The 14,262-nt window shown below is 65.6% G+C and carries 1 protein-coding gene (only partly in view); it reads right to left on the minus strand.

Features of this window, described 5'->3' with window-relative positions; translation table 11 throughout:
• On the minus strand, nucleotides 1–14,262 hold the 3' portion of the coding sequence (locus tag KV110_RS23045; RefSeq protein WP_218478785.1) for a non-ribosomal peptide synthase/polyketide synthase. The gene runs 6,666 nt beyond the window's last position; 14,262 of the gene's 20,928 nt are visible here — the last part of the coding sequence; the start codon falls outside the window, past its right edge; its stop codon occupies nucleotides 1–3.

Here is a 14,262-nt window from a genome sequence, read left to right on the forward strand (position 1 = left end):
CTACTTTGGGCTCGGGAACGCCGAATTCAAGAGGTTGTTGAGCATTTGGCCGACGAGCTGCATGTTTTCTGGGCGGTCGAAGTCTCCGTGGGCGCAGTTCACCTCGAGTACTTTTATGTGGCCGCTGATGTGAGGGCGCCAGGCTTGTTCGAGCTCGTTTTCGACATCGGCTGTTCGGTTGCCTTCCGCGTCCACGGTGGCGCCGAAGATTGTCATATCGCCGTCGAAGAATGGCGAGGTGTAGCCTTCCCACAGTTTGCAGTTGTTGACGAGGACTTTTGTCAGGCGCTCCACCAGTTCCTGGATGACGGGAGCGTCGAGCTGATCTTGGAATCGGTCTACTGCCCAGGCTCGGACGCCGGCCATAGCCTCGTCGTCCGTTACGTCGGAATCGGCGGCCGACCCCTCCGGCGGTTTGCTGTCTATGGCGCCGAGGAATCCGACTTCCATTCCCCGACACGACATTTCGGCCGCCATCGCGTGCGCGACTACTCCGCCATACGACCAGCCCAGCAGATAGTAGGGGCCCTCGCCCTGGAGCGACTGGATCCTGTCGATGTAGTCCGCCACCATCTCCGCCATGGAACCGGCCGTCGGCCCGCCGTCCAGCCCACGGGACTGAATGGCATACACCGGCCGGTCGGGCAGGTGCTTGCCGAGTTGCTGGTAGAACCAGCCGAGACCACCGCCGGGATGCAGGCACCACAACGGTTTCCGCGAACCAGATTCCTTCAGCACCAGAACTGGATCGAAATCCGTACCCACGGCGCCACCTTCGTCGAGCCGGGCCGCCAATTGGGCGACGGTGGGGGCGTCGAATATCACCCGGACCGGGACATCGACCCCAACCACGGCCCGGATCCGGCTGGTGAGGCGGGTGGCCAGCAGCGAATGCCCACCCAACGCGAAGAAGTCGTCTTCGATACCCACCCGGTCGAGTCCGAGGATTTCGGCGAACAACTCCGTCAACACCCGCTCCCGCTCAGTGCGCGGGGCACGATATTCCTTGGCAGACAACAATTCCGGGTCCGGCAACGCGCTACGATCAAGTTTTCCATTAGCCGTCAACGGCAGGCTGTCGATGACCATCACTGTCGCGGGCACCATGAAATCCGGCAACCGCTCACCCACCCACCGGCGGACGTCAGCAGCCAGCAAGCTCGCCTGAGGATCGTTGGCATACACCGCCAGATCCGCCACGAATGATGGAGCGAGGTACACATCGGTCAGCGGGCGGTGCTTCGCCGTCACGGTGTCGAGGAAAACCGCATCCATGCGGCCCGCCTCCGCGGACCAGGTAACGGCAGTGGTGTATCCGCAGTCCTCACCCACCACATGCAGGTCCTCCGGCAACACACCCACCCGCTCGGCGACCGTGCCGAGTACTCCTTCGAAACCGACCCCGAGCGCGTCGGTGGCGGTGCCGGGCAGCCCCGCCCGGATCCGATCGGTGGCCTCGACTTCGCCGATCAACCCGGCATGCGGAATGCCGGTGACCCGAATACCGCCACCGTGCCGGGCCCACAGCAGGCTACGCAACCGGTCGAGGTCGACGAATTCGACCTCCGGGAGATCGGCCACCGACAGGGATTTCGTCGGAGTCTTGTGCAGGACAACGTCATAGCGATACCGGGTCAACTCGTTGACCGAGAATCCCCGCTTGAGCTGAATATCGACGGCATCGAACCCGTTCACCTCACGGCACACACCGGAGAAGTACTCCGGCGCCAGCAGCAATTCCTGCTCGGCGGCGATATCCCGACGCACCCGATCGCCGACCGCCGCCGGATCCGCATCCCCGTTGCGTGCGATCTGTACAGCGGTCGTGAACTCCTCGAGCAGGCCCAGGTTGCGGATATCGCCGAGGAACACCGCACCACCGGGCGCCAGAAGCGCCGAGACCTGCTCGAGGACACGACGCAGATACCCTTCGCCCGGAAAATACTGGACCACCGAGTTCAACACCACGGTGTCGAAGTAGTTTTCCGGCAATCCGGCGGTGTCGTCGGCGCCGCGCACGCTCATCACCACGCGGTCGACCCAGTCCTCGTCCAGCTCGTCCAACCGTTGCCGCAGCGTGGCAATGGTCGCGGCCGAGAAGTCCGTCGCCCAATACTCGGCGCATGCCGGGGCCACCTGCGACAGCAACAAACCCGATCCGACGCCGATCTCCAGCACGCGCCGCGGCCGCAGCCCGCGAATCCGCTCGACCGTGGCCGACCGCCATTCCCGCATCTGCTCCAGCGGAATCGCGGACCCGGTGTAGCTGCTGTTCCAGCCACCGAAGTCCGCGCCGAACGGCATCCGGTCGGTGTCGCTACCCGGGCCGCCGTCGGCCGCCGCGGGCGCGGAATACAGGTCGTCATAGACTCGGCGCCACTGCCCGACCAGCTCGTCTTCGCCCACGGCCGGTCCGGAGCGGTCGGCCACCACGTACCCGATCAGCTGCTTGCCGCCGGTATCGGTGTCACGCGCGACAACAACCGCCTGAGATACCGACGGATGTTGCGCCAGTATGGTTTCGACCTCGCCGGGCTCAACCCGGAAACCACGGATCTTGACCTGATCATCAACCCGGCCGACGAACTCCAGCGCTCCCGTCGAGGTCCACCGCACCACGTCCCCGGTGCGATACAACCGACCACCGGCCGGATCGAATGGATCGGCCACGAACCGTGTCGCAGTCAGCCCCGCCCGCCCCCGATAGCCCCTCGCCAACTGGGCACCAGCGATATACAACTCACCCGGGACCCCGACCGGAACTGGAAGCATCCCCGAATCCAGGACGAACGCCCGCATATTGACCAGTGGACGCCCGATCGGCACCGATCCTTCTGATTCCGCAACAGCCGCGAAAGTCGTTGCGAACACCGTGGTCTCGGTCGGACCGTAGCCATTGACCACTTCGACATCGGCAGACACGGCCAGCACTCGACGAGCCAATGCCGAGGAGAGTTCGGCGCCACCGGCGATCACCTGAACCAAGCCATGTAAAGCATTGCCGGGCAACGCTTCGGCGCGCTCCAGCAATACCGACAACAGTGCCGGGGTCGCGAACATCCTGGTCACCGATCGAGTTTCGACCAGCTCGAGCATTTCGCCCGGATCCGAACGCAACTCACTCGCCAACACCAATCCACCGCCGACGCACAACGCCGCCCACATCTCATAGGTCGAAGCGTCGAAGGCCATCGACGAATGGACCAGCACCCGTTCGTCCGGTCCGGTCAACCATCCCTGCGACACGTGATTGACCACATTACGGTGCGTGATACCAACACCTTTGGGGACACCGGTCGAGCCGGAGGTGTAGATCACATACGCAAGGTTCTGCGGCCGCACCACAACCCGATCGAGGTCGACCAGAGCTGGCCCATCAATGGTCTCGGGTGCGTCCAAATACAGGCGCGGGGTGGATGTATCGGGCAATGCGTCGGCGATGCCACGGTCGGTGACGACAACGACCGGCGCGGCATCGGCGAGGATGAACGCCAACCGATCGGACGGATACGCCGGATCGATCGGCAAATATCCACCACCGGCTTTCAACACCGCAAGCAACGCCACGATCAATTCCACCGACCGAGGTACCGCGACCGCGACAATGCTGTCCGGATCCACCCCGCGCGAAAGCAGCACCCGCGCAACATGATCGGCGCGTCGGTCGAGTTCCCGATACGATACCGCGGCTTCCGCGCAGACCACCGCGACCGCATCCGGCGTTCGAGCGACCTGCGCCTCGAACAACCCCACGAGGGTGCGGTCCTGGTCGATCTCGACCGTGGTGTCGTTCCACCGATGCAACACCAACTCACGCTCGGCACTGTCGAGCACGTCGATCGACCGCACCGAGATACCCGGATCAGCGACGACCGACCGCAATACGTGCACGAACCGTGCCGCGATCGCCTCGACCGTCGGCCGATCGAACAACTCGGTCGCGTACTCGATGAGCCCATTCCACGGCAGCCCCGCGGGGGTATCGGCGATATTGAAGAACAGGTCGAACCGCGAGGCGGCGAGGGAGGCGTTGTAGGGCTCGAACCCGACGCCCGGCAACGCCAAATTGGCCAGGCTGTTGTTCTGGAACGCCAACGTCACCTGGAACAGCGCATGGTGCGCTGCCGAGCGGGTCGGGTTGAGCAACTCGACCAGCAACTCGAACGGCGCGTCCTGATTCTCGTAGGCGGCCAGCGCTTTCGCCCTGACCTGACAGAGGATTTCGGTGAACGCCGCCGCCGGGGACAGCCTCGTCCGCAGCACCCAGGTATTGACGAAGAAGCCGACCAGGTCGGACAACGCCTCATCGGTGCGACCCGCGATCGGCGAACCGAGCGGAATATCCTCTCCAGCACCCAGTTTGAACAACAGCACGGCCAGGGCCGACTGCAACACCATCGACACCGTGGCGCCCTCACGAGCCGCCAGCCGCTCGACACCGATCCGCGTTGCCACGTCGATGTCGAACAGCACCATGTCGCCGCGATAGCTGGCCACCCGCGGGCGCGGCCGGTCGGTCGGCAACCGCAACTGCTCCGGCAGATCCTCGAGTTCATGACGCCAGTAGTCGAACTGCCGCGACAGCAGGCTGTCGGGATCCTCCGGCGAACCCAGCAGTTCCCGCTGCCACAGCGTGTAATCGACGTACTGCACCGGCAACGGCTCCCACACCGGTGTCCGATCCGCCAGACGTGCCGCGTACGCCACCGAAAGATCCCGCAGCAGCGGTGCCATCGACCACCCGTCACCGGCGATGTGGTGGATCAGCAACACCACGACACAGTCGTCCGCGCCGGAACGCACCACCGTGACCCGGAGCGGGATCTGGCTGGACAGGTCGAACCCGTAGCGCACGGCCCCGGCCACCGCCGCGTCCACCTCGGCGGGGTCCGCGTCGGTGACGACCACGGGCGCTTCGACGGAGCCCGCGTCGAGCACCTGCTGGGCGGGCATGCCGTCGGCCTCAACGAAGACAGTGCGCAGACTCTCGTGCCGCGCGATCACATCACCGATCGCCGCGCGCAACACCGGCACAGCCAACCCCCGCATCCGCACCGCGACCGGAATGTTGTAGGTCGCCGACGGTCCTTCCAACCGGTGGATGAACCACAACCGGCGCTGGGCGTACGACGTCGGAACGACGTCCGGCCTCGATCGGGCCAGTAGCGCGGGACGCACCTGCGCATCGGCATCGAGCCGAGTCGCCAACTGCGCCACCGTCGGAGCATCGAAAACCGCCCGGATCGGGACCTCGACCCCGAGCATCGCCCGGATCCGGCTGGCCAGACGCGTGGCCAGCAACGAATGGCCACCCAACTCGAAGAAGTTGTCGTCGATACCCACCCGGTCGCGACCGAGCACCTCGCCGAACAACTCGGCCAGCACCCGTTCGTCCTCGCCGCGCGGCGCGCGGTATTCCGCTGACGAGGTGAACTCCGGCGTCGGCAGCGCCTTGCGATCCAGTTTTCCGCTCACGGTCAACGGCACCGTGTCGATCACCAGGACCGCCGCGGGCACCATGTACTCGGGCAACAACTCCGCGGCGAATCGGCGCACCTGTCCCGCATCGATCGCCTCGGCGCCCGTTCGGTCGGGCACCACATAGCCGACCAGCTGTTTGCCGCCGGTCTCGGTGTGGTGCGCCACCACGACGGCCCGGGATACCGAAGGATGCTGGGCCAGCACGCTTTCGACCTCGCCGGGTTCGATCCGGAAGCCACGGATCTTGACCTGATCGTCGACCCGGCCGAGGAACTCCAACTGCCCGGAGCTGTTCCAGCGCACCACGTCCCCGGTGCGGTACAACCGTCCCCCACCCACCGGATCGAAGGGGTCGGCCACGAACCGGGCCGCGGTCATCCCCGGGCGACCGTAGTACCCGCGCGCCGTCTGGGTACCGGCCACATACAACTCACCGGCAACCCCTACCGGAGTCGGCGCCAACCATGAATCCAGCACGAACGCGCGCACATTGGTCAAAGGACGCCCGATCGGCACCGAGCCGTTCCCCGCCGAGGTCGGTTCGGCCACGCACACCGTCGCGAAAACCGTTGCCTCCGTGGGCCCGTAGCCGTTGACGACTTCGACATCGGGAGCAACGGCCCGCAACCGGCGCGCCAGCGCCGCGGACACCTCGGCGCCACCGACCACCGCCTGAGCCACTGTGCGAAAGGTGTTGCCAGGCAATGCCTCAACCAGATCGAGCAGCACCGGCAAGAGCCCAGGCGTCGAGAACATTCGGGTCACCGCCCGCGACTCGATCAGCTCGACCATTTCGGCGGGATCCGAACGCAGCTCACTGGTCAATACGAGCGCATGACCACCGCCCAGCGTCGACCAGATCTCGTAGGTCGAGACATCGAACGACACCGAGGTGTGCATCAGCACGCGGTCGCTTGGACCCGTCGACCACTGCTGGCAAACGAGATTCGCCACGTTATCGTGCGTGATCGCAACGCCTTTGGGCACACCGGTCGAGCCGGAGGTGTAAATCAGGTACGCCAGATTCTGCGGCCCGACTCCGCTTCGACTGATTCGGCCCGCTACCTCGACTGTTTCGAGTGTGTCGAGGTAAAGGAGGGGTGTTGTCATATCGGGCAGGATGCTCGCGGTTGCGTGATCGGTCACGACTACGACCGGGGCCGCGTCAGAAAGGATGAACGCCAACCGATCCGACGGATAGGCCGGGTCGATCGGCAAATACGCACCACCTGCCTTGAGCACCGCCACCAACGTCACGATCAACTCCGCGGACCGGGGCACCGCCACCGCGACAATGCGGTCCGGCCCCACACCACGCGAAATCAGCAGCTGCGCAAGGTGCTCGGCGTGACCGTCGAGCTCCCGATACGACACTTCGGTGTCCGCCTCGATGAGCGCGACGGCGTCCGGCGTCCGGGTTACCTGAGTTTCGAACAATCCCACCAGTGTTCGATCAGCGTGGAACGACGCGGCAGTGTCGTTCCACTGACGCAACACCAGTTCGCGTTCGTCGGCGCCCAGCATGTCGATCGAGCGCACCGGCACGTCCGAGTCTGAAACCACCTGCTGCAGAATGCGGACCAATCGTCCCGCCATCGCCTCGACCGCGCCCCGATCGAACGAATCGGGTCGATATTCGAAGTGCAGCGTCAGGGCGGGCGCGGTATTCGCGATGACCGTCAACGGATAGTGAGTCGGCGCGTTCGGGCGCGAGTCGCTGATCGTGATGCCGCTGGTGCTGGTGACCTCCCCGATTCCGGTGTGGTCGACCGGATAGGACTCGAACGCGATGAGGGTGTCGAACAGGACGTGCAAGCCGACGGCCTGATGGATGTCGCTCAATCCGACGTGGTGATAGTCCAACAGGGCTGTCTGGCGCGCCTGCAAGTCGATGAGCAGGTCGGTCAGAGTGGCACGGGGGTCGAACCGCACCCGCACCGGCACGGTATTGATGAACAATCCGACCATCGAATTCACCCCAGCGATCACCGGAGGGCGTCCCGACACGGTGGCGCCCGCCAGCACATCGTGGCTGCCCGTCGATGCGGCGAGCAGCACTCCCCACGCGCCTTGCACGACAGTACTGAGGGTGGTTCCGAGTTCCGTCGACCGCCGGGTCAACTCCATGGCCGTTTCCGGCGGCAGCGGTACCTCGATCCGCTCCACCTGGGGCAACTCGGCGCCATCGGCCTTGTCGGCGCCACCCACGCTGTCGGCGAGCAGGGTTGGTTCGCGCACGCCGTCGAGTTCTCGGCACCAGGCCCGCACGCCCGCCTCGAAGTCCTGCTCCCCCAACCACTTCAAGAATTCCTTGTACTCGAACGCGGGCGGCAGCTCAGCGTCCCCGCCGTACAGACGGAACAGGTCCACCACCAACAGCGGCAACGACCACCCGTCCAACAACACATGATGAGCCGTCAGTACCAGCTCTGCACGATCCGCACCCACCCGCACCAGCATCAGCCGCAACAACGGCGGAACCGCCACATCGAAATGAGCGTCCCGATCCTCGGCCAACAACCGCTCCAGCGCCACACCGCGGTCTTCCGCCGCCAGCTCGCCTAAATCCACGACCCGCCAAGGCAGCTCCACCCCTTCCACGACAACCTGCACCGGGTCACCACGACGATCGGCAACAAACCCCACCCGCAAATTCGCGTACCGATCCAACAATCGCTGACCGGCGGACCGCATCTGTTCCGCATCCACGCGTCCGACCAGCCCGAACACGATCTGCATGTGGTACGCGTCGAAACCCGACCCCGCCAATACCTGATGGAACAACAACCCCGACTGCATCGAGGTCAACGGCCACACATCCACCAACCCCGGATACCGCTGCTCCAACACCTCGAGCTCAGCTTGCCCCACCCCGCTCGACAACACATCCGACGGAGACAAACCACCCCCACCGGCCGACACATGTCCTGCCAACCCCTCGATCGCGTCGCGCCACAGGGTGGCCAATTCCTGTATCTCGTTCTCGGCCAGCACTTCCACGGGCGCGGCGAATATCGCCTGCAACACCGGTCCCTCGCTGGTGTCGAGCACGATCGTGTTGACATCCAGCACCGCCATCGCGGGCATCGGCGCCGACGCCGGATCCACCGGCGTGATCAACTGTCCGGCATCGACCGAGGGGGTCCAGCCCGCGCCGCGCAGTCGGTGCGGCAACAAATCCGTCGAGGTGAAGCGGCCGAGGTAGTTGAATCCGATCTGTCCGGCCGAATACTGTTGCAGCACTTCGGCGGTCTCGGGATTCAGGTACCGCAGCATCCCGTAGCCCATGCCCTTCTCCGGTACCGCACGCAGCTGTTCCTTCACCGACTTGACCAGCGCACCCGCGATCGGGCCACCGGCGCACAGCTCGTCCCACTCCGCTACGGGTGCGGTCAACCGCACCGGGAACATGCTGGTGAACCAGCCGACGGTCGTCGACAAATCGGCACCGGGAACGATGTCTTCCTGCCGACCGTGGCCCTCCAACCTGATCAACACCGATTGCTCACCGACACCCCTGTGCTCGCGCCAGCGGTTGACGGCTACCGCCAAGGCCGTCAGCAATCCGTCCTCGACCCCACCGTGGAACGCCGCGGGCAACGTGGTCAGCAAGATTTCGGTCGTCGGCACCGGTATACGCACCTGCGCGTGACCGAGCTTCGCCATGACGTCGACCGCCGGATCCAGCGGCCTGCTGCCGAGTAGCGGATCGGGTCCGTCGAGAACCGAACGCCACCAAGACAACTCGGTCACCCGCTCCGGCCGGGCCGCTTGCTCGACCAATCCGTGGGCCCACCGCCGCATGGAGGTACCCGTCCTCGGCAGCACCGGTGTCGACCCGGTGGAGACCGCCTGCCACGCGGTTGCCAAGTCCGGCAACAGAATCCGCCACGACACACCGTCGACCACCAGATGGTGCGCCACCACGGCCAACCAGCCCGCCCGACCGGGACCGGCATCGAGCCACACGAACTGCACCATCACCCCTTCCGCGGCAGCCAACCGCCCCACCGCGGCCCCCATCTCCGACACCACCGCCCCGGACATGTCCTCGATCCCCGCCACCGACACCCGTGACAACAGCCCGCCCACATCGACCGCACCCACCGGCGCCACCTCGAGCCCCGGCCCGCGCTCGTCATCGACCAATCGGGCCCGCAACACGTCATGCCGATCGATCACCGCCGACAAGGTCGCCACCAGTCCCGCCCGATCCACGTCCACCGGCAGATCCAGCACCATCGACTGCGTCGAACTGTCGAACCCGCCGCCCAACTCGCGCACGAACCGAGCCACCGGCAACAACGGCAGCCATCCCACCGCCCCACCGGCCAGCTCCGCCAGCACCGGGCCGGCTACCGCACGGCCCGCGGCGACGGTCGCCAGCGCCCCCGCTGTCCGACACTCGAACACCTCCCGCGGCGTGACCTCCACCCCCAACTCGCGTGCCCGTGACACCACCTGAATCGAACGAATACTGTCCCCGCCCAACTCGAAGAAGCTGTCGTCGAGCCCTACCCGGTCAAGCCCGAGCACCTCGGCGAACACCGTGGTCAGGATCTGCTCCTCCGCCGAAAGCGGTGCCCGGTACTCGCGCGACGAACTCAGCTCGGGATCGGGCAACGCCTGACGATCCACCTTGCCGTTCGCCGTCAACGGCACCGCATCGATCACCATCACCACCGTCGGCACCATGAAATCAGGCAGCCGCTCGGCTACGAACTCCCGAACCAGCCCTCCGTCGAGCACGTGCCCATCCGCTGCCCGGTCATCCTCGACCGAACCGGCCCGGTCTGCGACTACGTACCCGATCAGCTGCTTGCCCCCGGCATCGGTGTCGCGCGCGACCACCACCGCTCGGGACACCGAAGGATGCTGCGCCAGCGCGCTTTCGACCTCGCCCGGCTCGACCCGGAACCCACGGATCTTGACCTGATCGTCGACCCGGCCGACGAACTCCAGCACCCCTGCCGCAGTCCACCGCACCACGTCACCGGTGCGATACAACCGGCCACCGGCGGGATCGAAGGGATCGGCCACGAACCGCGCCGAGGTCAACCCCGCGTTGCCCTGATACCCCCTGGCCAGCTGCGCACCGGCCACATACAACTCACCGGCGACCCCGACCGGCACCGGTCGCAACCACGAATCCAACACAAACGCCCGCATATTGGCCAACGGCCGGCCGATCGGCGCCGACCCTTCGGAGACCGCATCGGCGGCGAACACCGTCGCGAACACGGTGGTCTCGGTCGGACCGTAGCCATTGACCACCGCCGCACCGTCGGCAATCCGCTTGACCCGGCGCACCAACGCCGAGGAGAGTTCGGCGCCACCGGCGATCACCTGGGTAAGACGCTCGAACGCGTTGCTGGGCAGCGTTTCCGCATGATCCAGCAACACGGCCAACAGCGCAGGCGTGGCGAACATCCGCGTCACCGAACGAGACGCGACCAGCTCCAGCATTTCGGCCGGATCCGAACGCAACTCACTCGCCAACACCAACCCGCCGCCGACGCACAACGCCGCCCACATCTCATAGGTCGAAGCGTCGAAGGCCATCGATGAATGCACCAGCACCCGTTCGTCCGGGCCGGTAAACCAACCCTGAGAGACATGATGCGCCACGTTACGGTGCGTGATACCAACACCTTTGGGTACGCCGGTCGAGCCGGAGGTGTAAATCACGTACGCCAAGTTCTGCGGCCGGACCTCGCCCCGACCGTAGCGATCCACGGTGGCCGGTGTTTCCGTGGTGTCGAGGTAGAGGAGTGGCGTTGTGGTGTCGGGCAGAATGCTCGCGGTAGCGTGATCGGTCACCACAGCCACCGGCGCGGCGTCGGAAAGAATGAACGCCAACCGATCCGAGGGATAGGCCGGATCGATCGGCAGATACGCGCCTCCGGCTTTCCACACCGCCAACAGCGCGACGATCAACTCCACCGACCGAGGCAGCGCGACCGCGACAATGCTGTCCGGCCTCACCCCACGCGAAACCAGAACGTGCGCAAGCCGATCGGCTCGGCTGTCGAGTTCCCGATACGACACGTCGAAGCCCATGCCGCTCACGGCGACCGCCTCCGGTGCCTGAGCGACCTGAGCCTCGAACAGCCCGATGACGGTGGTATCGGGGACTTCGACCGCGGTGTCGTTCCACCGATGCAACACCAGTTCGCGTTCGTCGGGGCCCAGGATATCGATCGAGGCCACCGGTACGTCCGGGTCCGCGACCACCTGCTGCAAGATCCGCGTCAACCGGCCCGCCATCGCCTCGACCGCGGCCCGATCGAACTCGCCGGTGCGGTAGTCCAGATACAGCGTCAAAGTGGGTGCGGCGCCGGCGATGACCGTCAACGGGTAATGCGTCACCGAGTCCGGGCGCAGGTCGCTGATAGTGATACCGCTGGCGTCGGTCGCCGCCTCGATGCCGGTGTGGTCGACCGGATAGGACTCGAACGCGATGAGGGTGTCGAACAGGACGTGCAAGCCGACGGCCTGATGGATGTCGCTCAATCCGACGTGGTGATAGTCCAACAGGGCTGTCTGGCGCGCCTGCAAGTCGGTGAGCAGATCGGCAAGCGTGTCGCGGTGGCCGAACAGCACCCGCACGGGCACGGTATTGATGAACAGACCGACCATCGAATCCACCCCGGCGATCTCCGGGGGACGACCCGACACCGTGGCACCGACGATGACGTCATGGCGACCGGTCGCCGCGGCGAGCAGGACGCCCCACGCGGCCTGGACGACCGTGTTCACGGTGACTCCGAGTTCGCCTGCCCGCCTGTTCAATGCCGAACCGATTTCGGCGGTCAGCGGTACACCGACCCGCTCGACTTCGGCCGCGGCATCATCGGTGCCGTGCACACTGCTCGCGAGCAGTGTGGGTTCGTGCACGCCGTCGAGTTCCCGGCGCCACGCCCGCACACCCGCCTCGACATCCTGGCCCGCCAACCACTTCAAAAATTCCTTGAAGGCGGGGGGTTTCGGCAATTGTCTGGCAGCACCGTAGGAACCGTAGAGCCGCAACAGATCTCGAATCAGCAGCGGCAGCGACCAACCATCCATCAAGACGTGATGGGCAGTCATGACGAACTCCGAACGCCACTCGCTCATCAGCACCAGCGTGAATCGCAGCAACGGCGGGACGGCCATATCGAAATGCGCGAGCTGGTCTTCGCTGAGCAGCCGCTCCAATGCTACCTCGCGATCGGCCTGGTCGAGATGACGCAAATCAACCACACGCCAGGGCAATTCAACGTCATTCAGTACGATCTGGATCGGCTGGCCGTGCGAGCCGGCGGCAAAGCCCACCCGCAGATTCGGATACCGATCCAGCAATCCCTGACTCGCCGCACGCATCCGTCCTGGATCCACCTGTCCGGCAAGCTCGAACACCACCCGCATGTGATAGGCATCGAATCCCGAGCCCGCCAGCGCCTGATGAAACAACAACCCGGACTGCATCGGCGTCAACGACCAGACATCCACCAAGCCCGGGTACCGCGCCTCCAATACCTCGATCTCGTGTTGCCCCAACCGAACCAATGGCACATCCGACGGCGTCAACCCGCCCGCACCCGACGTCCCGGCGTGCTGAGCCAGCCCCGTCAGCGCGCTCCGCCACAGTTCGGCAAGCTGCTCCGTCTCGGTCTTCCCGAGCACCCCCGTAGGTGCCGCGAACACCGCTTGCAGTACCGGGCCCGCACTGGTGTCGACGACCAAGGTGTTGACATCCAGCACCGCCAGCGCCGCCAGCGCTGGGTCGGGGGCCGCACTGAATGCCGCGCTATCCGCCGTCGGGGTCCACCCGGCTCCCTGCAATCGTTGCGGCAGAAGATCGGTGGAGTCCAACCGGCCGAGGTAGTTGAATCCGATCTGACCAGCCGAATACTGTTGCAGCACAACGGCGGTGTCCGAATTCAGGTACCGCAACAAGCCGTACCCGATCCCCTTGTCCGGTGTCGCACGCAATTGTTCCTTGATCGCCTTCAGCAAGACGCCCGCCGCCGGACCGCCCACACAGAGTTCGTCCCACTCGGCCGAGGCCGCGTTCAGGCGCACCGGGAACATACTGGTGAACCAGCCGACCGTACTGGACAGGTCGGCACCGGGAACCGTCGATTCTTCGCGGCCGTGGCCTTCCAACCGGATCAGCACCTCGGACACCCCGTCGCCCTCGGTGCTGCCGTGGGCGTCCCGCCAGTGACTTATCGCCGCTGCCAATGCGGCCAACAGCCCGTCCTCGACCCCGCCGTGGAATACCGCGGGCAGCGTGGTCAACAACGCCTCGGTCACCGCCACCGGAAGCTGGACACTCACGTGCTCCACAGTCGCCATCACGTCGATTTCCGGATCCAACGGCCGGGTACCCATCATCGGGTCCGGGCCGTCCAGAACCGAACGCCACCAAGGCAACTGCTCCACCAGTTGGGGCGCGGCAGCGCGCTCGACCAACCCGTGCGCCCAGCGCCGCATCGAGGTCCCCGTCCTCGGCAATTCGGGTGTCGATCCCGCCGACACCGTCTGCCAGGCGGATGCCAAGTCCGGCAGCAAGATCCGCCACGACACACCATCCACCGCCAGGTGATGCGCCACGATCGACAACTGGCCGGACTGCTCGGGTCCCGCATCGAACCAGACGAACTGCACCATCACCCCGGTCGACGGCGACAACCTGCGCACGGCCGCACCGACGTGCTCGGTGATCACCTCGGCCCGCTCACCGCTGCGGTCCGCTGAATGCTGTTCGGGGACAGCCATCTCGACCCGGTGCAACAA

The sequence above is a fragment of the Nocardia iowensis genome, from assembly GCF_019222765.1.
In the GTDB taxonomy this organism is placed as follows: Bacteria; Actinomycetota; Actinomycetes; order Mycobacteriales; family Mycobacteriaceae; genus Nocardia; species Nocardia iowensis.